This is a genomic window from Mesorhizobium sp. M0771, assembly GCF_040320155.1.
Lineage (GTDB): Bacteria > Pseudomonadota > Alphaproteobacteria > Rhizobiales > Rhizobiaceae > Mesorhizobium.
Map to the genome: position 1 here is coordinate 45815 of NZ_JAMYPC010000021.1, position 21764 is coordinate 67578.

General features: G+C 64.0%; 24 protein-coding genes and 1 pseudogene. 17 read left to right on the plus strand and 8 right to left on the minus strand.

Translation table 11 applies throughout. From position 1 onward, the window contains the following. Positions 1-75 precede the first annotated feature (75 nt). Both NKI05_RS26345 and NKI05_RS26350 read left to right on the plus strand, forming a co-directional pair. Entirely contained in the window at positions 76-381 is a 306-nt protein-coding gene (locus tag NKI05_RS26345; RefSeq protein ID WP_023727644.1) for a glycine cleavage T C-terminal barrel domain-containing protein, read from the plus strand. Further along, positions 363-1918, plus strand: a pseudogene (locus NKI05_RS26350) (trimethylamine methyltransferase family protein). Before NKI05_RS26345 ends, NKI05_RS26350 begins: the two are co-directional and overlap by 19 nt. Before the next feature lie 12 nt (positions 1919-1930). Here NKI05_RS26350 and NKI05_RS26355 read toward each other — a convergent pair. From NKI05_RS26355 to NKI05_RS26365, 3 genes are all read right to left on the minus strand, one after another. Continuing rightward, on the minus strand, positions 1931-2095 hold the full coding sequence (locus NKI05_RS26355; RefSeq protein WP_023705441.1) for a hypothetical protein: 165 nt from the start codon (positions 2093-2095) through the stop codon (positions 1931-1933). Between the two features lie 136 nt (positions 2096-2231). Beyond that, a complete protein-coding gene (gene groL / locus NKI05_RS26360; protein ID WP_023816454.1) occupies positions 2232-3860 on the minus strand; it encodes a chaperonin GroEL in 1629 nt (542 codons plus the stop codon). A 64-nt stretch (positions 3861-3924) separates the two neighbouring features. Continuing rightward, positions 3925-4287 carry a co-chaperone GroES gene (locus NKI05_RS26365; protein ID WP_023816453.1) on the minus strand — a complete coding sequence of 121 codons (363 nt, stop codon included), beginning with the start codon at positions 4285-4287 and terminating at the stop codon, positions 3925-3927. 247 nt (positions 4288-4534) lie between these two features. Between NKI05_RS26365 and NKI05_RS26370 the strand changes: the two genes are divergently transcribed. After that, positions 4535-4798, plus strand: coding sequence for a hypothetical protein (locus NKI05_RS26370; RefSeq protein WP_023670169.1), 264 nt, complete (start codon positions 4535-4537; stop codon positions 4796-4798). Next, a complete protein-coding gene (locus NKI05_RS26375; RefSeq protein ID WP_023670170.1) occupies positions 4795-5061 on the plus strand; it encodes a DUF1488 family protein in 267 nt (88 codons plus the stop codon). Before NKI05_RS26370 ends, NKI05_RS26375 begins: the two co-directional genes overlap by 4 nt. A 43-nt stretch (positions 5062-5104) precedes the next feature. On the opposite strand, the gene NKI05_RS26380 is transcribed toward NKI05_RS26375, so the two are convergent. Beyond that, positions 5105-5272, minus strand: coding sequence for a hypothetical protein (locus tag NKI05_RS26380; RefSeq protein ID WP_245261983.1), 168 nt, complete (start codon positions 5270-5272; stop codon positions 5105-5107). A gap of 32 nt (positions 5273-5304) precedes the next feature. Continuing rightward, the gene (locus NKI05_RS26385; RefSeq protein WP_023670172.1) at positions 5305-5514 is read right to left on the minus strand and encodes a hypothetical protein; all 210 of its coding nucleotides are present in this window, start codon (positions 5512-5514) and stop codon (positions 5305-5307) included. A 217-nt stretch (positions 5515-5731) separates the two neighbouring features. On the opposite strand from NKI05_RS26385, the gene NKI05_RS26390 reads away from it, so the two are divergent. Next, positions 5732-6139, plus strand: a complete 408-nt coding sequence (locus NKI05_RS26390) for a DUF3168 domain-containing protein (RefSeq protein WP_023670173.1) — start codon at positions 5732-5734, stop codon at positions 6137-6139. A gap of 6 nt (positions 6140-6145) precedes the next feature. On the opposite strand, the gene NKI05_RS26395 is transcribed toward NKI05_RS26390, so the two are convergent. Further along, on the minus strand, positions 6146-6532 hold the full coding sequence (locus NKI05_RS26395; protein ID WP_023684533.1) for an ester cyclase: 387 nt from the start codon (positions 6530-6532) through the stop codon (positions 6146-6148). Positions 6533-6812: 280 nt separating this feature from the next. Between NKI05_RS26395 and NKI05_RS26400 the strand changes: the two genes are divergently transcribed. The 8 genes from NKI05_RS26400 to NKI05_RS26435 all read left to right on the plus strand — a co-directional run bounded on the left by NKI05_RS26400 (position 6813) and on the right by NKI05_RS26435 (position 13965). Beyond that, positions 6813-7073: a hypothetical protein gene (locus tag NKI05_RS26400; protein WP_023670174.1), complete on the plus strand. Its 261-nt coding sequence runs from the start codon at positions 6813-6815 to the stop codon at positions 7071-7073. Between the two features lie 82 nt (positions 7074-7155). Further along, positions 7156-7821, plus strand: coding sequence for a response regulator transcription factor (locus tag NKI05_RS26405; protein ID WP_023670175.1), 666 nt, complete (start codon positions 7156-7158; stop codon positions 7819-7821). Continuing rightward, complete coding sequence (locus NKI05_RS26410) at positions 7805-9223, plus strand: ATP-binding protein (RefSeq protein ID WP_352793490.1); 1419 nt, start codon at positions 7805-7807, stop codon at positions 9221-9223. The genes NKI05_RS26405 and NKI05_RS26410 overlap by 17 nt, the downstream gene beginning before the upstream one ends. A gap of 174 nt (positions 9224-9397) precedes the next feature. Beyond that, a complete protein-coding gene (locus tag NKI05_RS26415; protein ID WP_023670177.1) occupies positions 9398-9841 on the plus strand; it encodes an RT0821/Lpp0805 family surface protein in 444 nt (147 codons plus the stop codon). Between the two features lie 85 nt (positions 9842-9926). Next, positions 9927-11066: a c-type cytochrome biogenesis protein CcmI gene (gene ccmI / locus NKI05_RS26420; RefSeq protein WP_023698582.1), complete on the plus strand. Its 1140-nt coding sequence runs from the start codon at positions 9927-9929 to the stop codon at positions 11064-11066. A 3-nt stretch (positions 11067-11069) separates the two neighbouring features. After that, a complete protein-coding gene (gene ccmE, locus NKI05_RS26425; protein WP_023670179.1) occupies positions 11070-11513 on the plus strand; it encodes a cytochrome c maturation protein CcmE in 444 nt (147 codons plus the stop codon). Next, the gene (locus NKI05_RS26430; protein ID WP_023684529.1) at positions 11513-13504 is read left to right on the plus strand and encodes a heme lyase CcmF/NrfE family subunit; all 1992 of its coding nucleotides are present in this window, start codon (positions 11513-11515) and stop codon (positions 13502-13504) included. The genes ccmE and NKI05_RS26430 overlap by 1 nt, the downstream gene beginning before the upstream one ends. After that, positions 13501-13965, plus strand: coding sequence for a cytochrome c-type biogenesis protein (locus NKI05_RS26435; protein ID WP_352793493.1), 465 nt, complete (start codon positions 13501-13503; stop codon positions 13963-13965). Before NKI05_RS26430 ends, NKI05_RS26435 begins: the two co-directional genes overlap by 4 nt. Here NKI05_RS26435 and NKI05_RS26440 read toward each other — a convergent pair. Both NKI05_RS26440 and NKI05_RS26445 read right to left on the minus strand, forming a co-directional pair. Then, complete coding sequence (locus tag NKI05_RS26440; protein ID WP_023670182.1) at positions 13962-14270, minus strand: type II toxin-antitoxin system RelE/ParE family toxin; 309 nt, start codon at positions 14268-14270, stop codon at positions 13962-13964. The genes NKI05_RS26435 and NKI05_RS26440 overlap by 4 nt on opposite strands. Continuing rightward, the gene (locus NKI05_RS26445) at positions 14267-14536 is read right to left on the minus strand and encodes a CopG family ribbon-helix-helix protein (RefSeq protein ID WP_023684527.1); all 270 of its coding nucleotides are present in this window, start codon (positions 14534-14536) and stop codon (positions 14267-14269) included. Before NKI05_RS26445 ends, NKI05_RS26440 begins: the two co-directional genes overlap by 4 nt. Before the next feature lie 191 nt (positions 14537-14727). On the opposite strand from NKI05_RS26445, the gene NKI05_RS26450 reads away from it, so the two are divergent. From NKI05_RS26450 to NKI05_RS26465, 4 genes are all read left to right on the plus strand, one after another. Continuing rightward, complete coding sequence (locus NKI05_RS26450) at positions 14728-16281, plus strand: Do family serine endopeptidase (RefSeq protein WP_023702184.1); 1554 nt, start codon at positions 14728-14730, stop codon at positions 16279-16281. Positions 16282-16535: 254 nt separating this feature from the next. After that, positions 16536-17210: a response regulator transcription factor gene (locus NKI05_RS26455; protein ID WP_023670185.1), complete on the plus strand. Its 675-nt coding sequence runs from the start codon at positions 16536-16538 to the stop codon at positions 17208-17210. Positions 17211-17317: 107 nt separating this feature from the next. Then, positions 17318-18793: a sensor histidine kinase gene (locus NKI05_RS26460; protein WP_352543807.1), complete on the plus strand. Its 1476-nt coding sequence runs from the start codon at positions 17318-17320 to the stop codon at positions 18791-18793. 11 nt (positions 18794-18804) lie between these two features. Further along, positions 18805-21759, plus strand: a complete 2955-nt coding sequence (locus tag NKI05_RS26465) for a bifunctional [glutamine synthetase] adenylyltransferase/[glutamine synthetase]-adenylyl-L-tyrosine phosphorylase (protein ID WP_023816449.1) — start codon at positions 18805-18807, stop codon at positions 21757-21759. Positions 21760-21764 lie beyond the last annotated feature (5 nt).

The following is a 21764-nucleotide window of genomic DNA, read 5'->3' on the forward strand; positions in this document are numbered from 1 at the left end:
GGGCATACCCGGCGAAGACTATTCTTCCATTTCAGCCCGGCTCACAAGGGCAGCCAGGCCACACCGCACGGTTTGTTGAGCGCCGCCCGGATCGTGACGCTGGAGGTCGACGCCGTCGATGCCGACGCCAGTGGCTTCGAGCCAGTCTGGCACAAGGGCCGGCGCGTCGGCTTCGTCGCCTCAGCCGGCTATGGCTACACAATAGGCAAAAGCGTCGCGCTGACGTTGCTGGGGGACGAATTCGCCGGGGAGGGGACCGCGCTTTGGGTGCACATTGTCGGCGTCGAGCGGCCGGCGCGAATTATTCCGGCCTCGCCATACGACCCCGAGGGCAGGCGATGCGGCAATGAGGAGTTTTGGCCATGGTCGATGACATTATAAGGGAGACCAGGCGCGAGCGCCGGCGCGGGCACACCGGTGAGGCCGGCAGCGGGTCAAGCCGCCACCCGAACTATCGCTCGCTCAAGAACCCGTTCCTGCCGCAGCCGGTGTTTTCGGACGACCGGGTCGCGGCCATCCACGGCACGGCGTTGCGCGTGCTGGAAGAGCTCGGCATCAAGGTGCTGCCGCCGGAGGCACGGGCGATCTACGCCAAAGCCGGTGCGCTGGTCGATGAGGACAGCCAGATGGTGCGCATCGGCCGCGATATCGTCACCGCCGCACTGGCCTCGGCGCCGAAATCCATCCGGGCGCTGGCGGGCAATCGCAGCCGCGACCTCACCCTCGAACTCGGCTCGATGACGTTCCTCGCCGGAGCCGGGGCGCCCAACGTCACCGATCTCGAACGCGGACGGCGTCCGGGCACGCTCGCCGCTTTCGAAGAACTGACCAAGCTTGTTCAGAATTTCGACGTGCTGCATATGCTCGGCCCCTGGATCGAGCCTCAGGATGTCGACAACCGTTTGCGCCACTATGCCGTCAACCGTGCGCAGCTGACCCTGTCGGACAAGTTTCCCTTCGTCTTCGCCCGTGGCACGCCGCAGGTCGAGGACGGGTTCGAGATGATCCGGTTGGCGCGCGGCCTCTCGCAGGACGAGTTCCTTGCCGGCGTCCATTGCTATACCGTCATTAACACCAATTCGCCGCGCCAGCTCGATATCCCGATGGCGCAGGGCATCATCGACTTCGCCAAGGCCGGCCAGGTGTCCATCATCACGCCCTTCTGCCTGGCCGGCGCCATGGCGCCGATCACCGTCGCCGGCGCATTGACGCTGCAGCATGCCGAGGCGCTGGCTGGTCTCGCGCTGGCGCAGATGGTGCGGCCGGGCGCACCGGTGGTTTACGGATCCTTCTCCTCCAATGTGGACATGAAGTCCGGCGCACCGGCCTTCGGCACGCCCGAGCACGTCAAGGCGACGCTGGGCGCCGGTCAGCTGGCCCGCTTCACCGGCCTGCCTTGGCGGTCCGGCGGCGGCAGTGCGGCCAACATTCCCGATGTGCAGGCGGCGCACGAGACGCAGTTCGCGCTGTGGGGCTCGGTGCTTGCCGGCGCCACCGTCTGCATCCATGCCGCGGGCTGGCTGGAGGGTGGCCTCAGCGTCTCCTACGAGAAGCTGATCACCGATATCGAGGCATTGCAGACGGTTGCCGAACTCTGCGCTACGACCCCCGGCGACGAGGATTCGATCGGCTTCGAGGCGATCGCTGAAGTCCAGCCGGGCGGGCATTTCTTCTCCGCCGGCCACACCATGACGCGCTACCGCACCGCCTTCTACGAGCCGCTGGTCGCCGATTGGTCGAATTTCGGCAGCTGGACGCAGTCCGGTTCGAAGTCGGCCACCGAGCGCGCCACCGGCATCTGGAAGCGGACGCTGGCCGACTTCCAGCCGCCGGCGTCGGCCGTTGCCACATCCGATGTGCTCGACACGAGTTCATTGCCCGCCGCACCGAAGAGGGCGGAGCGTTGCCGATGTCGTGAGGTTGGCAGCCGTCACATCGGCCGCTTGTCGCCGGTCTTCGACGGCTCGCGGCGAATCGGCCCGGCATCGGCCTGCCTGTGCTTGTCCGCGGCAATCCGGCGGATGCGATCGAAGCGGCTCTCCTCCGCCGGCTTGGTCGCGGATACAGCGTTTGGCTTCGGGGCAAATGTGATCATCTGTCGATCTCCCTGTCGTTGCTGACTGGTCTTGACTGACTGACGGAAATTCCTGGCTCGCCGGGGAAATGTCCCCGGCAGCCTGTTCTGATTTATGCCCGCCCAGATTCCCAGGCGGGCAATTTTCGGGCGATGGTCAGTAGCCGCCCATGCCGCCACCGCCGCCCGCAGGCGCCGCATCCTTGGCCGGAACGTCGGTGATCATCGCTTCGGCGGTGATCAGAAGCGCTGCAATCGAGCCGGCATCCTGCAGTGCGGTGCGCACCACTTTCGCCGGATCGACGATGCCCGCCTTGATCATGTCGACATAGACCTCGTTCTGGGCATCAAAGCCCTGATTGTGGTCCTTGCTGTCGGACAGCCTGCCGACGACGATCGAGCCTTCGACACCGGAATTCTCGGCGATCTGGCGGATCGGCGCTTCAAGCGCCCTGAGCACGATCGAAATGCCGGCGGTCACATCGTCATTGGCGCCGGTCAGGCCGGCCAGAGCCGATCTTGCGCGCAGAAGCGCCACGCCACCGCCGGGCACGATGCCTTCTTCCACCGCCGCGCGCGTCGCATTCAGCGCGTCGTCGATGCGGTCCTTCTTTTCCTTCACTTCAGACTCGGTGACGCCGCCGACGCGGATCACGGCGACGCCGCCGGCGAGCTTGGCCAGCCGCTCCTGCAGCTTCTCCTTGTCATAGTCGGACGTGGTCTCCTCGATCTGGCCCTTGATCTGCGCGATGCGCGCCTGGATGGTCGCCTTGGTGCCGGCGCCGTCGATGATCGTGGTGGTGTCCTTCTCGATCAGTACGCGCTTGGCGCGGCCAAGCATCTCGATGGTGACGTTTTCGAGCTTGATGCCGAGATCCTCTGAAATCATCTGGCCCGATGTCAGCACGGCGATGTCTTCCAGCATCGCCTTGCGGCGATCGCCGAAGCCCGGCGCCTTGACGGCCGCGACCTTGAGGCCGCCGCGCAGCTTGTTGACGACCAGCGTCGCCAGCGCTTCGCCTTCGACGTCTTCCGAGATGATCAGCAGCGGCCTGCCGCTCTGCACCACTGCTTCGAGGATCGGCAGCATCGCCTGTAGATTGCCGAGCTTCTTCTCGTGGATGAGCACGTAAGGCTCTTCCAGTTCGACGCGCATCTTGTCGGCATTGGTGACGAAATAGGGTGAGAGATAGCCGCGGTCGAACTGCATGCCTTCGACGACGTCGAGTTCGGTGTCGGCGGTCTTGGCCTCCTCGACGGTGATGACGCCGTCATTGCCGACCTTGTCCATCGCCTTGGCGATCATGGCGCCGACGCTGGCATCGCCATTGGCGGCGATGGTGCCGACCTGCGCGATCTCGGCCGACGACTTGACCTTCTTGGCCTTCGCCTTGATGTCCTTGACCACGGCGGCGACAGCCTGGTCGATGCCACGCTTGAGGTCCATGGGGTTCATGCCCGCGGCAACCAGCTTGGCGCCTTCGCGCAGGATCGCTGCGGCCAGCACCGTGGCGGTGGTGGTGCCGTCACCGGCGAGGTCGTTGGTCTTCGAAGCCACTTCGCGCACCATCTGCGCGCCCATGTTCTCGAACTTGTCGGCAAGCTCGATTTCCTTGGCCACCGTCACACCGTCCTTGGTGATGCGCGGCGCGCCATAGGCCTTGTCGATGATGACGTTGCGACCCTTGGGGCCGAGCGTGACCTTCACCGCATTGGTGAGGATCTCGACGCCGCGCAACATGCGGTCGCGCGCGTCAGTGGCGAATTTGATTTCCTTGGCAGACATTTTTTTCAATCCCGTTGGTGTGGTGAAGCAAGCGGCTCGCCGGAGCCTGGCAAAGCCAGACCGGTCAAGCGGCCTTCTTGGCTTTGACGCTCTTCTCGGTGACGACCGTCCCGCTCTTTCCGATAGCGGCCGTCTCGCTCTTGTCGATCACGCCCATAATGTCGGCTTCCTTCATGATCAGCAGGTCCTCGCCGTCGATCTTGACCTCGGTGCCCGACCATTTGCCGAACAGGATGAAGTCGCCGGCCTTGACGTCGAGCGGAACAAGCGCGCCGTTTTCGTCGCGTGCGCCCGGCCCAACGGCGATGACTTCGCCTTCCTGCGGCTTTTCCTTGGCATTGTCGGGAATGATGATGCCGCCCTTGGATTTGGTATCGCCTTCGGCGCGCCGGATGACGACGCGGTCGTGGAGTGGCCGAAACTTCATGAGAACTTCTTTCTGGGGCCGGCATAGGCGACCGCGCCGTTCTTATAGGCGTGTTGGCACTCGATAGATAGGAGTGCCAAAAATTATTCGTGGCCAAAATTAAATGTTAAAAAGTATTATGATGTCTGCCGGGTTCGAAACGTCGCGAGGCGCCTAGATATTTTCGAAAAATTGAATTTCGAGGCCAAAGCGACTATTTATATCGTAAGTTCGATTTCACAATTTCAGGCACGAGGAGATTTATGCGATGGCCGAAGGCAATCAGAGCATCATGGAAAAAGCTGAAGCCCGCTTCATGGACAAGCAGAAGAAGACGGCCGAGCGCAACAAGGCAACCTCCGACTACATGTCCGAAGCGAGGGCCAGGGAGATCAAGACGGCAAGGCTCAGGGAATTGCGCCTGGCCAAGGAAGAGGCCGACCGCGTCGCGGAAGCCTTGAACCCGACACCGAAGAAGAAGCGGGCGACAGTCAAGAAAGCCGCCGCCGCGCCGAAGGGGGGCACGTCATGAGCCTGACATTCCCCAATCCAAGCCGCTTCTATGACGAGGCCGGCAAGCGCATCCGCTTTGTCGGCCATGACGGCATGTTCCAGATTTCCTTCTCTGTCGCCGCCGATGCCCTCTCGAAGGCGCCATCAGGGACGGCGACCGCCGAAGCCACCTATCTGGCGGCCTTCGACACCGCGTCCAGCTCCATCCATGACATTGCCAGCAAGGCCTACGCTCGCACCCGCAAGAGCATATATGTGCTCACAGCCGCGGATTTCGGCTAGCGCGCGTTCGTCTTGCAATCAGAGCGGCTGAGATCAGCGTGCCTCAGGACTTGCGGTCGGCTTTTGCCCGCCGCTTGACGTCCCGGCTGTTCAGGCGGTCGGCCATCGCTTCCGCATCCCGCAAATTCATGGCCACCATTACCTGTTGCTTAAGCTCGACAGGCTGGCCGGTGAAGATGTCGAAGATAGTCCAGCTCTCGGGCTCGTCCATGCGACAACGCGTAGCGGTTTGCCATATCGGCATCAGGCCCTTGACATGAAAAATGCCGCCGCCAGGATCAGGATTGTCCAGGCCACCACCGACAGCTTCAAGGCCAGGCCGCCATGCATTGAAAGTATCTCGCGCATGCGCAGGGCCACGGTCCTCTTCGACAGGGCGGGTGCTGCCGCAATCGCGACCGGGGGCTTGACGCCAAGCTTTCCAAAAGCCGGCAGCAGCGGTGGCGTTCGCATGAAATGACCTCGAATTGCCGGAGAAAACAGGGCTCCTCATAACACCCTTCTTGAAACTCCCCGCATGCCAAATAGAACCCGGTCCGTGAAAGGGCCATGCCGCCCGATTCGCCGCCTTCCATCAGGCGGATCGTCATCTGGCGAAATCCGTGCAACGCGGTTAGGTTGCGCGCGAAACTGAGGTTGTTCAAAGCGTGACAGGCGAACGGAGACGACGATGACGGCGCCCGGCGATTTGCTGCAAGCCTTGTTCATGAGATTGAAGAGCGATGCCTCGCTGACGGCGCTGCTCGGCGGCGCCGGGTTGCGCGAGCAGGCGGCCGACAGTGCCGCCTTCCCTTATGTGACCTATGGCAGGACCAGCGCATTCGATCTGGACACCGGCGCCGACAATGATGACGACCAGCTCATCACGCTGCATGTCTGGTCGAAGGCGCAAGGCGAGGCCGAGACGCGTCTGATTATGGACAGCATCCGGGCGCGCCTTGACGGCGCCGCTTTCGCCACCGGCTCGCGCGACCAGACCCGCCTGTCGCTGGAGTTCGCCGAGGCCCGCTACGACGAGGACCTGGCGCTCTACCACGGGGTGCTGCGGATACGCGCTCTCACCGAACAAAGTGATTGAAGCAACCTAGATCTGCGCCTGGATCTCGGCCTTGTCGATGACTGACCACACCTCGCGGATGCGACCCTCTCCGAATTCGTAGAAAACATTCTCAGCGAACGACACGCGCTTGCCGTTCACCGGCAGGCCGAACAGCACGCCCTTGGGATGACAGTCGAAATGCAGGCGCGCCGCCACGCGCGGCGGCTGGCAGACCAGCAGTTCGATGTTGAAGCGGAGGTCGGGAATCGCCTCGAAATCGCCTTCGAGCATACGGCGATAACCCGACAGGCCGAGCATTTCGCCATTGTGCTGCACCTCGTCGCCGACAAAGTCTCCAAGTTTCGCCCAGTCCTGGGCATTCAGGCAAGCGATATAGCCCCGGTAAAGGTCGGCAAGGTCTTTATCCGTCATGGCGCACTCCGATGATTTGGCGTTTCCCGCGCTATTTAGGGCGGCCCTTCAGAATGGTCTCGCCTTGACCTGTTCCCAATCTGGCTGCGAATTGAGAACCTGCGCGCAAACACCATAGCCGCGCAGCCGGTTTTCCGGTTATGAATCCATTGCCCGGTCTGAGGGACTGGGCGGTAGGATCGCATTCATTCGTTGCGCGCGCAGGGGGTATTGCGGGGATGGATTTTCACCCGTTCACCGTTCATTTCACGTTCAGCACAGTTGCGTTACAACGCCGACCATGAAAACGCTTCGCTCTCATGTCAGAACCGCGATACTGGCGCTCACAGCGGCCGGCCTGTTGGCGTCGCAAGCGACGCCGGCAGCCGCGGCGGATTGCTACGCGATCGGCCAGCAGGTTGCCGAGCAGAATGGCGGCACGCTGGCCAAGGCTTCGCAGACGACGCGTGGCGGCCAGGAGGTCTGCGTCATCGTCGTGCTTGTGCCGGGCAAGGACGGCCAGCGTCCGCGCCGTTCCGAGATCGTCGTCCCGGCGAACTGATCCAATCTTCCCTCTTGCAGGGCTCGTTTCCCAGACCACCGGAATCGGCCTATATCTGACCCATCAACAGGCCTGACCGATCATGCGCGTACTCGTCGTAGAAGATGACAAGGATCTCAACCGGCAGCTGGCCGACGCGCTGGTCGATGCCGGCTATGTCGTCGACCGCTCCTATGACGGCGAGGAGGGGCATTTCCTCGGCGACACGGAGCCCTACGATGCCGTCGTGCTCGACATCGGCCTGCCGCAGATGGACGGCATCAGCGTCGTCGAGCGCTGGCGCCGCAACGGCCGCAAGATGCCGGTGCTGATCCTGACAGCGCGCGACCGCTGGAGCGACAAGGTGTCGGGCATCGATGCCGGCGCCGACGACTATGTCACCAAGCCGTTCCACATCGAGGAGGTGCTGGCCAGGGTGAGGGCGCTGATCCGCCGCGCCGCCGGCCATGCCTCGTCCGAGCTCACTTGCGGGCCGCTGCGCCTCGACACCAAGGCCTCCAAGGCCGATGTCAACGGCGTGCCGCTGAAGCTGACCTCGCATGAGTTCCGCCTGCTGGCCTATCTGATGCACCATATGGGCGAGGTGGTGTCGCGCACCGAGCTGGTCGAGCATCTTTACGACCAGGATTTCGACCGCGATTCCAACACCATCGAGGTCTTTGTCGGCCGGCTGCGCAAGAAGATGGGCATCGACATGATCGAAACCGTGCGCGGCATGGGCTATCGCATGCGTGAGCCGGAGGCGTAAGGCGGAACCGCTCCCCATACCAGCAAGGAAGCCTTTTTCGGCGCGGCTCTGGCCGCGCTCGCTGGCCTTCCGCGTCATCGGCTTTTCCACGATCTGGGCGATCCTCACCCTGATCGTCATCTTCACTCTGATCACCACGCTCTACCGCCAGGCCAGCGAGCGCGGCTTCGACAGCCTGCTGTCGGCGCATCTGTTCAATCTGATCGGCTCGGTCGGCGTTTCCGAATCCGGCCAGCTCACCGGTGCTCCCGACCTTGGCGACCTGCGCTTCTCGGAGCCGAATTCGGGCTGGTACTGGTCGGTGGAGCCGGCTTCCGAAGGTGTGCACGGCAACCTTCATTCGTCCTCGATGACCACGACGATCCCGTCGCCGACCGTCGCCGAGGTGCCGTTCAATTCGAGCTTCCAGCGCAGCTACTCCACCGACGGTATCGGCGACGAGCAGCTCGAAGTGTTCGAGAGCGAATTCGTGCTCGATGCCAAGAACCGCGCCGCGCGCTTCCGCGTGATGGGCAACAAGACCGAGCTCGAACAGGAGATCGCCACCTTCCAGGGCCGATTGCTGACCTATCTCAGCCTGTTCGGCGTCGGCATGATCGCCATCAATGCGATTGCTATCCTGCTCGGCCTCCAGCCCTTGCGTCGGGTTCGCAACGCGCTTGCCCAGGTGCGCGAAGGCACGGCGCAGCGGCTCGATGGCCGGTTTCCCGCCGAGATCGAGCCGCTCGCCAACGAGACCAATGCGCTGATCGAAAACAACAAGCGCATCGTCGAGCGCTCGCGTACGCAGGTCGGCAACCTTGCCCATTCGCTGAAGACGCCGCTCGCCGTGCTGATCAATGAGGGCCGGGCTCTCGGCGGCGCCAAGGGCCAGCTCATCGCCGACCAGGCGGCGTCGATGCAGAAACAGGTCGACCACTACCTGCAGCGGGCACGGGTCGCGGCGCAGCGCGACAGCGTCGTCTACCGCACGCCGGTGACGCCGCTGGTGCAGCGCATGGTGCGCGTGCTGCAAAAACTCAAGCCTGATGTCAGCCTGTCGCTTACGCTGCTGGCGGCCGACATCGTCTTTGCTGGCGAGCGCGAGGATTTGGAGGAACTGCTCGGCAACCTTCTCGACAATGCGATGAAATGGGCGAAGAGCACTGTTGCCGTATCCGTCACGCCGGCCGCAGCCGGCCTGTTCGAGCTATCGATCGAGGATGACGGTCCCGGCATCCCCGAGGACAAGGCCCGCGATGTCTTGAAACGCGGCCGGCGCCTCGACGAGACAAAGCCGGGAACCGGGCTCGGACTTGCCATCGTTGCCGACCTCGTCAACGAGTATGGCGGGGCGCTGGCGCTGGAACGCTCCACGATGGGCGGGCTGAAGGCGGTTGTGCGCTTGCGGAGCTTGCAATGATGTACTGCCCAGGGCCAATCGACACGGCCGAATGCCTGTGTTATGGCGGCCCCTCGATTGCACAAAAGCCGTTAAAAACGGCCAAATTTCCGACAAATGTCAATAGTATGACGTCCTGACGCCCCCGATGACGCGGCCCCCAGCGCATCCCGTTCAAGAAAACCGGTTGTTGGCATGAAGATTCGCGTTGCGCTCGTTTCCGCACTGCTCGCTCTTTCCGGCTGCGGAACGCTGGGCAAGGGCAGTGGCCCGGATATCTCCATCACCAATCCGCCCGCGTCACCTCCCTCGGGTGCCAAGGTCGCGACGACGATCATCTCGGCCATGGCTGGCGGGCTCGTCGGCGGGTCGATCGGCAGCGGCCTGACCAGCACCGAGAAGCGCAAGGCGCTCGAGGCGGAGTACAAGGCGCTCGAATATACCGCGAGCGGCCAGAAGGTGACCTGGAAGGGCGACAGTTCGGCCCATTCCGGCGAAGTCGTCGCGGCCCAGCCCTACCGCGTCGGCTCGCAGGATTGCCGCCAGTACACCCATACAGTGTTTACCGGCACGGGCGGCCAGACCGCGCGGGGCACCGCATGCCGCAACGCCGACGGCAGCTGGACGCCGCTGACCTGAACATTGGGCCGGGGTCGGAATCCCGTCAAAGCGTCGCAGCGACCTCATGTTGTGAGAGCAGGGCTCTCGCTCTATTGGAAGAACCATGCTGTTCTGGGTCATAGCCGCACTCCTCACGCTGGGCGCAAGCCTGGCGGTGCTGCTGCCGCTGACCGGCGGCGGCACGGACGCTCCGACCAGCAGCGACCATGACCTCGAAGTCTATCGCGATCAATTGGCCGAGCTCGAGCGTGACGCCGCGCGCGGCCTGATCCAGCCGGCGGAAGCCGAGGAGGCGCGCGCCGAAATCGCCCGCCGCATCCTTCGGCTGGGAAATGCCGGCCAGGCCGATGCCGCGACGCTTCAGCAGCCGTCAAAGGCGGCCAGGCTGGTGGCGACATCAGCGGTGCTGATGGTCCCGCTGCTCAGCTGGGGCATGTACAGCCAGCTCGGCTCGCCCGATCTGCCGTCGCAGCCGCTTGCCGAACGGCTGGCCAAGAATCCGGCCGATAGTTCGGTCGATGAGTTGGTGGCGCGCGCCGAGGCCCATCTTGCCGCCAACCCTGGCGATGGACGCGGCTGGGACGTGCTCGCCCCGATCTATCTGCGCCTGCAGCGCTTTCCCGATGCCGTGACCGCCTATCGCAATGCCATCCGCCTCGATGGCGACACGGCTGCCCGCGAGGCCGGTCTCGGCGAAGCGATTGCCAATGCGGCCGGCGGCATCGTTTCGGCCGATGCGCAATCCGCTTTCGAACAGGCGCTAAAACTCGACCCGGCAAACGCGAAAGCCTCGTTCTATTTGGCGATGGCGCTGGCCCAGGAAGGCCGCATACCCGAGGCAACCACGGCTTGGCAGAAAATGCTCGATTCCCTGCCGCAGGATTCGCCATGGCGCGGAGCTGTCCAACAGGCACTGGCCGAGGCCGCCAACCGCAGCGTCGCGTCAGGAGAGCCCGCCAAAGGCCCCGACGCCGCAGCCGTCGATGCCGCCTCGTCGATGGCGCCGCGGGACAGGCAGGCCATGATCGAAACCATGGTCGCCGGCCTCGACGAAAAATTGCGGCAAAATCCGCGCGACACGGAAGGATGGATGCGGCTCATTCGTTCCTATGTTGTGCTGGGCAAGGCCGACCAGGCGCGGGACGCGCTGCATCGCGGTATTGCCGTGTTTGGCGCCGACAGTGAGGAAGCGAAGAAATTCACCGCCTTTGCCGCCTCGCTCGGCCTGACGGCGACGGAGTAGGACATGACGCGCAAGCAGAAGCGATTGTCGGTGATTGTCGGAGGTCTTGCCTTCCTCGGCGCCGCCACCGGGCTGACCTTCTATGCGTTGGGCCAGAAGGCCTCCTATTTCTATATGCCCGCCGATCTGACCACCGCCAGCTTGCAGCCGGGACAGCGCATCAGGCTCGGCGGCCTCGTCGAAAAGGGCACGGTCGTGCGCGGGCAGGGCGCGACGGTTGCGTTCTCGGTCACCGACACGCACAAATCGGTCAAGGTCAGCTATACCGGCATCCTGCCCGATCTGTTCCGCGAGGAGCAGGGCGTCATCACCGAAGGCAGCTTTGGCGCCGACGGCGTTTTCGTCGCCGACAGCGTGCTGGCCAAGCATGACGAGCGCTACATGCCCAAGGAAGTCGCTGACGGGCTGAAGGCCAAGGGCGTGTGGCAAGAGAGCAAGAGCCAGTAATGGTTGAGACCGGACACTTCGCGCTCGTCCTCGCCTTTGTGCTGTCGCTGGTGCAGACGCTGGTGCCGCTGATCGGCGCCCGTACCGGCAACCAGAGGCTGATGGCTGTCGGCGGTCCCGTCACGGTCACAGGCTTCGCGCTCACGGCGCTATCGTTCGCAGCACTCGCCGGCGCCTATGCAAGTTCCGATTTCTCGGTGGCGAGCGTGTGGGAAAACTCGCATTCGCTGCAGCCGCTGATCTACAAGATCACCGGAACCTGGGGCAATCACGAAGGCTCGATGCTGCTCTGGGTGCTGATCCTGACCTTCTTCGGTGCGCTGGTCGCTGTCTTCGGCTCCAACCTTCCGGCGACGCTGCGCGCCAATGTGCTGGCCGTGCAGGGGGCGATCGGCGCCACCTTCTTCCTGTTCATCCTGGCGACATCCAATCCGTTCACCCGGCTCAATCCGGCGCCGATCGAGGGCCGCGATCTCAACCCGGTCCTGCAGGATCTTGGCCTCGCCATCCATCCGCCGCTGCTCTATCTCGGCTATGTCGGGTTCTCTATCTGCTTTTCCTTCTCGGTCGCCGCCCTCATCGAAGGCCGCATCGATGCCTCCTGGGCGCGCTGGGTGCGGCCGTGGACGCTGGTCGCCTGGATGTTCCTCACCGGCGGCATCGCGATGGGCTCCTACTGGGCCTACTACGAGCTCGGCTGGGGCGGCTTCTGGTTCTGGGATCCGGTCGAAAACGCCTCCTTTATGCCGTGGCTGGCCGGCACGGCTCTTCTGCATTCGGCGATCGTCATGGAGAAGCGTTCGGCGCTCAAGATCTGGACGCTGCTGCTTGCCATCCTCACCTTCTCGCTGTCGCTGCTCGGCACCTTCCTGGTGCGCTCCGGCGTGCTGACCTCGGTGCATGCTTTCGCCACCGATCCGACCCGCGGCATCTTCATCCTGTGCATTTTGACGCTGTTCATCGGCGGCTCGCTGGCCCTGTTTGCGCTGCGCGCCTCGCGGCTGACGGCCGGCGGCCTGTTCCACCCGATCTCGCGCGAAGGCGCACTCGTCCTCAACAATCTGTTCCTGACCACGGCCACGGCCACCGTGCTGGTCGGCACGCTCTATCCGCTGGCGGTCGAAGCGCTTTCGGCCGGCAAGATCTCAGTCGGCGCCCCCTTCTTCAACCTGACATTCGGCCCGCTGATGGTGCCGCTGCTGGTCGTGGTTCCTTTCGGACCATTGCTCGCCTGGAAGCGCGGTGACCTCTATGCCGTCGCCCAGCGCTTGATGGCGGCTTTCGGCGCCGCTCTCCTGGCGATGCTGGTCACCGGGCTGTTCATCGACGGCGCGTCGGTGTTCGCCGCCCTTGGTGTCGGCCTCGCCTGCTGGCTGGTCTGCGGCGCGCTCACCGACCTCGCCGTCAAGTCCGGCTTTGGCAATGTGTCGCACGCCATCATGCTGCGCCGTTTCGCCGGCCTGCCGCGTTCGGTGTTCGGCACTGCACTTGCCCATCTCGGCCTCGGGCTGACGACGCTCGGCATTGTCGGCACGCTGTGCTTCGGCACCGAAAGGATACTGTCGATGCATGCCGGCGAGAGCGTCGAACTCTCCGGCCACACGCTGCGTTTCGACGGCCTCTTCCCGGCGCAGGGTCCGAACTACAGCGAGCAGCGCGGCCGCTTTTCCCTGATCGGCGCCGATGGCGGCGTTTCAGCCGAAATCACCTCGGCCAAGCGCTTCTTTCCGGTGCGGCAGACGACGACGACCGAATCCGGCATCGAGACGATCGGCTTCAACCAGCTCTATCTGTCGCTGGGCGATGAAGGCACCGATGGATCCGTCGTGGTGCGCCTGTGGTGGAAGCCGCTGGTGACGCTGATCTGGGGCGGAGCTCTGGTGATGATGGCGGGAGCCGCAATGTCGCTGCTCGACCGTCGCCTGCGGGTTGGCGCACCCTCGCGCCGCCGCAAGCAGGCAGCCTCCATGCCGTCGGCAGGCGCGCCGTGAGCACCAGGTTCTCGTTGGCCTCGCTCACCCTGCTTCTGGCGCTGCTGTTTGCCGTCGCCGCGCAAGCGGTGAAACCGGACGAGGTTCTCACCGATCCGGCGCTCGAGGCGAGGGCGCGGCTCCTGTCGGAAGGCCTGCGCTGCATGGTCTGCCAGAACCAGTCCATCGACGAATCCGATGCAGACCTCGCCCGCGACCTGCGCATCCTGGTGCGCCAGCGCCTGGTTGCCGGCGATACCGACCAGCAGGTGATGGACTATATCGTGTCGCGCTACGGCGAGTTCGTGCTGTTGAAGCCGCGCTTCAGCCCGCGCAACGCCTTGCTTTGGGGCACGCCGGTGCTTCTGCTTCTAGTCGGCGGCATTTTCATTGTGCTGACCACACGCTCCCGCCGCTCGTTGGCAACCAAGGCGCTGAGCGCCGAGGAACAGGCGGCGCTGGACAAGATGCTGAGCGACTAGCTCGGCCATTCCTCCAAAGGCCAGTCCCGCGACGTGTGGATGGCGCGCAGGATAACAATGCTCTGACGGCCGGCGATCAGGCGCAATTCATAGGCAATGATGTAGGGCAGGCGGCCGATGGGCTTCTCATAAGTGCCTGTTACCCGGCCAGGTCGGCCCGTCGCCATATCACCAAGGCCCCGGCCCATTTCACGGATACGGTCCGCGAGGCGTCGGGCGGCGGCAGGATTGTCCTGAGCGATAAAGGCAACTTGCTGCGTGAGATCGTCCAGCGCTTCTCGCGACCAGGTGACGAACCGCTTCACGCCTTGCCTGCGCGCCTGGCTTTCGCTGCTTCGATCACCGCGTCGAGCTCCGCCATGGCGTCGTCGTGGGGCACGACACGGCCAGCCTCTGCGTCGGCCATGCCACGTTTTATGCCTTCGATGATATCCAGCTCGCGATCGACATAGGCTGAGACCGCCTCGGCGGCGAGGAACGATTTACTACGCCTGGTATCGGTAGCGATCTGCTCCAGCTTCAGCTTGGTCTCGGACGAGACTCGAATGGTCATGGTGGTGCTTGCTGTCATTGTGAAAGCCTTGTGCTGAGTTGTGTACACCATAGGGCAGCAGGCGAGCGCAACCAAGCGATTTGTGCGACCGCCCAACATTACAAAACTTTCATGCACCGGAAATGGCGCCGTAATGTGCGCCTCTCTATTTCTCTTGTCCGAGGATGCTCTGCCTGAGCCGCATCCAGTGAAAAGAGGATACGAGACCCATGACTATCGCCCCCAACCCATATTCCCGCACCCGCAAACGCCTGTTGGCCGCCGCCGCTTCGCTGGCCATTGCCGGCGGCATCGGTTTCGGCGCCGTTGCCACTGGTACAGCTCCCGTTCTGGCCGACGCCGTGCGGGTCGAAGCGCCCCAGGTGCCGGGCTTTGCCGATGTCGTCGAGCGCGTTTCGCCGGCCGTGGTCAGCGTCAAGGTCAAGGCCAAGATCGAGCCTGCCGCCGATGACGGCTCCGACCAGTCCGACGATCCGGACGGCATGAACAACCTGCCCGACAATCCGCAGCTGCGCCAGTTCTTCAAGCAATTCCGCGGCTTTGGTGATCAGAACGGCCATGACGGCGGCAATCGTCGCTTCAGCCACCGCGACCATAACAACGACCAGCCGCGTCCGGTGGCGCAGGGTTCTGGCTTCTTCATCTCCGATGACGGCTATCTCGTCACCAACAACCATGTCGTCGAGGAAGGCTCCGCCTTCACAGTGGTGATGAATGACGGCAAGGAGCTTGACGCCAAGCTGATCGGCACCGATCCGCGCACCGATCTGGCGGTGCTCAAGGTCGATGGCGTCGGCAAGTTCACCTATGTCGATTTCGCCGACGATTCCAAGGTTCGCGTCGGCGACTGGGTGGTGGCCGTCGGCAATCCGTTCGGCCTCGGCGGCACCGTCACCGCCGGCATCGTCTCGGCCCGTGGCCGTGATATCGGCGCCGGTCCCTATGATGACTTCATCCAGATAGACGCTTCGGTCAACCGCGGCAATTCGGGCGGCCCGACCTTCAACCTTAACGGCCAGGTCGTCGGCATCAACACCGCGATCTTCTCGCCGTCGGGCGGAAGCGTCGGCATCGCCTTCGACATTCCGGCCTCGACCGCCAAGCAGGTGGTGCAGGATCTGATGAAGAGCGGCTCGGTGCAGCGTGGCTGGCTCGGCGTCGAAATCCAGCCGGTTACATCGGACATCGCCGAATCGCTGGGCCTGAAGTCGCAGAACGGGGCTCTGGTTTCGGGCGCCCAGGACGGTGGCCCCGGCAAGAAGGCCGGCATCACCGCCGGTGACGTGATCACCCAGGTCGAAGGCAAGGACGTCGCATCGCCGAAGGAACTGGCTCGTCTGATCGGCGCCTACCCACCCGGCAAGTCGGTCGACGTCACGGTGTGGCGCGACGGCAAGAGCCAGACCATCAAGGTCGATCTCGGCACGTTGCCATCCACTGACAAGCAGGCCTCGGCCGACCCGCAGCAGCCCGCGGCACCGGCAAAGCCCGCCGCGCTGGCCGATCTCGGCCTCACCGTCACCAAGTCGGAAAACGGCAAGGGCCTGGTGGTGACCGATGTCGATCCCGACAGCGATGCCGCCGACCGCGGCATCCAGCCCGGCGATGTCATCACCTCGGTCAACTCGACGGAGGTGAACGGCACCGACGACGTCGCCAAGGCGATGGCCGATGCGGTCAAGTCCGGCCGCAAGGCGGTGCTGATGCAGATCACCCGCGACGATTCAAACCGCTTCGTCGCGCTGCCAGTCGCCAAAGGCTGACATCACACAGTTTCCAGTGCGGCGGTTTCAACACCCCCGAGCCGCCGCACGGGAAGCAAGGGGCCGATCGCGTTAGTCAGTCATCGTGTTCTGCCCCCGGCGGCAGCGGGCCCCCATCGCCCGCTGCCGCTCTAACAGCGAAGCATGTCGCCCAAAAGTGCACTGCGGTTTTGGCAAAACGACATGCTTGAACGAAAGCTTTTGCGCTCATGGCGGCCCCTCAATCTTCCGGCGAAATCGCGTATAACGGCTCTATGAAGATTCTCGTCATAGAAGACGATCGCGAGGCGGCCGACTATATGCAGAAGGCCTTTGCCGAGGCTGGGCACACCGCCCATGTCGCCGGCGACGGCGAAACCGGCTTTGCGCTGGCCGATGCCGGCGACTATGACGTGATGGTCGTCGATCGCATGATGCCACGCCGCGACGGGCTCTCCGTCATTGCCGGCCTGCGCTCGCGCGGCAACACCACGCCGGTGCTGATCCTGTCGGCGCTGGGCGAAGTCGATGACCGCGTCACCGGTCTGCGCGCCGGCGGGGACGACTATCTGACCAAGCCCTATGCCTTTTCCGAATTGCTCGCCCGCGTCGAGGTGCTGAACCGCCGCGCCAGCGCCAGGGAGGCCGAAACCGTCTACCGGGTCGGCGATCTCGAGCTTGACCGGCTGTCCCATTCGGTCAAGCGCGCGGCGCGCGAGATCACGCTGCAGCCGCGCGAATTCCGCCTGCTCGAATATCTGATGCGCCATGCCGGCCAGGTGGTGACGCGCACCATGCTGCTCGAAAATGTCTGGGACTATCATTTCGATCCGCAGACCAACGTCATCGACGTTCACGTCTCGCGCCTGCGTGGCAAGATCGAGAAGGGTTTCGACAAGCCGATCCTGCATACGGTTCGCGGCGCCGGCTATATGCTGAAGAGCGGCTAGAGCATGATCCCAAAAAGTAGGTACCGGTTTTTGGAGAAGATCATGCTCCAACAAAGGGGTAGGTCATGATGAGATTTCAGCCAAATCTCATCATGAGCTAGAACTCGATGGCCCTTTCCCTGCCGGCCATCATGAGGACGACGGCGGCGCGGCTTTCAGCGCTTTATTTCCTGCTTTTCGCGCTATGTGCCGTGTTGCTGGTCTTCTACATGACGTCGTTGTCGGCCCGCATGCTGACCGGCCAGACCCAGCAGACCATCAATGACGAGGTGCTCGGCCTCGCCCGTGCCTATCAGAGCGGCGGCCTGCCGCGGCTGGTGCGCGTCGTCGAGCAGCGCTCGCGCCAGCCCGGCGCCAACCTCTATCTCATTGCCGACGTCAACGGCCAGATCCTCACCGGAAACGTGCAGAGCCTGGCGCCGGGGGTGCTCGAGACCGATGGCTGGACGACCGAACCCTTCTCCTATCGCCGTTTCGGCGAAGGTGAGCTCGAACGGCAGCGCAACCAGGCTTCTGACCCGAACGGCGCGCAGCCCGGCGAGACCGAAATTCAGTCCGAGGGCGAGAAGGGCCACAACGCCATCGCGCTGGTGCTGCGGCTGCCCAACCAGATGATCATGCTGGTCGGCCGCGATCTCGGCGAGCCCGAGCGCTTCCGCGCCGTCGTCCGCCGCGCCCTGATGCTGGCGCTGGGCATGATGGGCCTGGGCGGGCTGCTGATCTGGTTCCTTGTCGGCCGCGCCGCGCTGAAGCGCATCGACAGCGTCTCGGAGGCAAGCCGCCGCATCATGGGCGGCGATCTCACGGGACGGCTGCCGGTGACCGGCGCCGGCGATGAGTTCGACCGCCTGTCGGAAAACCTCAACACCATGCTGGCCAGGATAGCGACGCTCAACGAAGGGCTGAAGCAGGTCTCCGACAACATCGCCCATGATTTGAAGACGCCGCTGACCAGACTGCGCAACCGCGCTGAGGCGACACTTTCGGGCAAGCACAAGACCACCGACTACCGGCAGGCGCTGGAAGGCACCATCGCCGAATCCGACCAGCTGATAAAAACCTTCAACGCCATCCTGATGATCTCCAGGCTGGAGGCCGGCTATTCCTCGGAGAGCACCAGCAAGGTCGATCTCGCCGCCGCGGTGCATGACGTTGTCGAGCTTTATGAGCCGGTGGCGGAGGAGGCTGGCGTGGTGCTTGAAACTGCCGCGGACGGGATTTTTTCCGTCGATGGCAACCGCGAGCTGATCGGCCAGGCACTGTCGAACATCGTCGACAACGCCATCAAATACTCGACCGATGCGACGGAAAAGCCTGCCGTGCGCGTAGCCCTGCAGCGCGTCGGTCACGAAATCCGCCTTTCCGTTTCCGACAATGGCCATGGCATCCCCGATGCCGCCGACCGCGCCAGGGCGACCGAGCGCTTCGTGCGGCTGGAAAAGAGCCGCTCCCAGCCGGGATCAGGCCTTGGTCTCAGCCTCGCCAAGGCGATCATGACTTTTCACAATGGCCGGCTTGAACTTCTGCCTGCCAATCCCGGATTGTCCGTTATCATGAGCTTCCCGGCGCGGGAGGACCATTGATGGCGGTGAGGATGGCTGCGAAACGGATCGAGACCGAATGGCGCCTGCAACTGGCGGCGCAGCTCGCGCCGCTGGATGAGACCCGCGCCCGGCGTGAACTGTCGGAGATCGCTGGCGATGCCAAGGACGAGAACCTGCCGCGTCTGGCGAAATTCCTAGGGGGCAAGGGCGCCGCACAGGAGTTTCTCGCTGCCGTCTTCGATCTCTCGCCCTTCCTCCGCGATGTCGCGCGCCGCCGGCCGCAAATCCTCGACGCGCTGTTCGATGACGGTGTCGAGGCCAGGCTGACCAGCATTGCCGAAGCGATCGGCAAGGCCGCCTTTGCCGAGACCGTTTCCGAATCCAGCCTGATGATGGAACTCAGGCAGTGGAAGGGTGAAGCTCACTTCCTGATCGCACTTGCAGACCTCTCCGGCGAGGCCGATACCGCGCTGACGGTAAGGCGCCTCAGCAATCTCGCCGATGCCTGCACCTGTGCGGCGGTCGACTTCCTGCTGCGCGAGGCGCACAGCCAAGGCAAGCTCAAATTGCCCGATCCCGAAAATCCGTCACGGCAATCCGGCTGGATCGTGCTCGGCATGGGCAAGCTTGGCGCGCATGAACTGAATTTCTCCTCCGACATCGACCTCGTCGTCTTCTTCGATCCGGATGCGCCGGCAATCGTCGATCCGCTCGACGCCACAGAGCTGTTTGCGCGCCTGACCCGCAGGCTGGTCCGCATCCTGCAGGACCGCACCGGGCACGGCTATGTCTTCCGCACCGATTTGAGGCTTCGTCCCGATCCAGGCTCGACGCCGCTGGCGATCCCGGTCGAGGCAGCACTTCGCTACTATGAGGCGCGCGGCCAGAACTGGGAGCGCGCCGCCATGATCAAGGCGCGTCCCGTGGCCGGCGATCTCGATGCCGGGGATGCGTTCCTGCGGGAATTGCAGCCCTATGTCTGGCGCAAATACATGGACTATGCGGCGATCGCCGACGTTCATTCGATCAAGCGCCAGATCCATGCCCACAAGGGTCATGGCGAGATCGCGGTCAAAGGACACAACGTCAAGCTCGGCCGCGGCGGCATTCGCGAAATCGAGTTCTTCGTCCAGACCCAGCAACTGATCGCCGGCGGCCGTTTTCCGGAGCTGCGCGGCCGCGAGACGGTGCCGATGCTGGGTGCGCTGGCGGCGCGCAACTGGATCACCGCCGATGCACGCAACGCGCTCACGCAGCAATATTGGTTTCTGCGCGGCGTGGAACACGCCATCCAGATGGTCGCCGACGAGCAGACGCATATTCTGCCCGACGATGATGAAGGGCTGGAACGCATCGCCCATATGCTGGGCTTTGCCGATGCCGCCAGATTTGCCGAAACCTTTCGCGCGGCTTTGCATGAGGTCGAGCGCCATTACGCCGCGCTGTTCGAGACTGCGCCTGAATTGTCGGCCGGCGTCGGCAATCTGGTCTTCACCGGCGATGTCGACGATCCCGACACGCTGCAGACCTTGCATGGCCTTGGCTTCCAGCGGCCAAGCGACATCTGCCGCGTCATTCGGGGCTGGCATTTCGGCCGCTATCGCGCCACCCAGTCGGCGGAAGCGCGCGAGCGGCTGACCGAACTGACGCCGGCGCTGCTCAAAGCCTTCGGCCAGACGCGCCGGGCCGACGAGGCGCTGGTTCGCTTCGATGAACTCCTCGCCGGCCTGCCCGCCGGCATCCAGCTGTTTTCGCTGCTGCAGTCGAATCCCGCTCTGCTGAAGCTTATGGCGACGATCATGGGCGCCGCGCCTCGGCTGGCGGCAATCATCACAAGGCGCCCGCATGTCTTCGACGGTCTGCTCGACCCGGCGCTGCTCACCGAACTGCCCAACCGCGCCTATCTCTCAGCGCGGTTGGCCGCTTTCATCGATGGCGACAGGCCCTACGAGGATGTGCTTGACCGGCTGCGCATCTTTGCCTCCGAGCAGAAATTCCTGATCGGTGTCAGGCTGCTCGCCGGCTCGATCGACCCGGCGCGCGCCGGCCGCGCCTTTTCCGATCTCGCCGACCTCACCATCGACGCCGCATTGCAGGCGGTGACCACCGAATTCGCGCTGCGCCACGGCCGCATCGCCGGCGGCACCGTGTCGCTGCTCGGCATGGGCAAACTCGGCAGCCGCGAGCTCACCGCCGGCTCCGATGTCGACCTCATTCTGCTCTACGACCACGACGCGAATGCCGACGAGTCCGACGGCGACAAGCCGCTCGCACCATCGCACTACTATACCAGGATGACGCAGCGGCTGATCGCGGCTGTCTCGGCGCCGACCGCCGAAGGCGTTCTCTACGAGCTCGACCTGCGCTTGCGGCCATCCGGCAACAAGGGGCCGGTGGCCACCCACATCGATGCCTTCAAGAAATACCAGCGCCAGGAGGCCTGGACCTGGGAGCACATGGCGCTGGCCCGGGGGCGCGCCATCGGCGGCGACGCGGCCCTTTGCGCCGAGGTCGAGGCCGAGGTGGCGGCACTTCTGGCCTTGCCGCGCGACGCCGCCAAGGTGAGGGCGGAGGCATCCGAGATGCGCGCGCTGATCGAGAAGGAAAAATCGCCGCGCGATCTCTGGGACATCAAGCTCATCTCCGGCGGCCTCATCGACCTCGAATTCATCGCGCAGGTGGCGGTTATAACCGGGCAGGTCGAAGCCGGCCGCAGGGTGACCGCGACCGGCGAAATCCTGGCGCATCTGTCGCCGGATTTCGCCGAGGCTGACGTCAGGCAGCAGCTTTGCGAAGCCTACCAACTCTATCTGGCGCTGACCCAGATGACGCGGCTTTGCCTCACCGGTGCATTCGAACGCGATGACGTTCCGCCGGGATTGTCGGATCTGCTTCTGGCGGTGACTGACCTGCCGGATTTCGGTGTGCTGGAAGCACATCTCAAGGAAACGTCGCAAAAGGTCAGAAAGGATTTCGACCTTTTGCTTCGTACGAAACGGTTGTGAGGGCG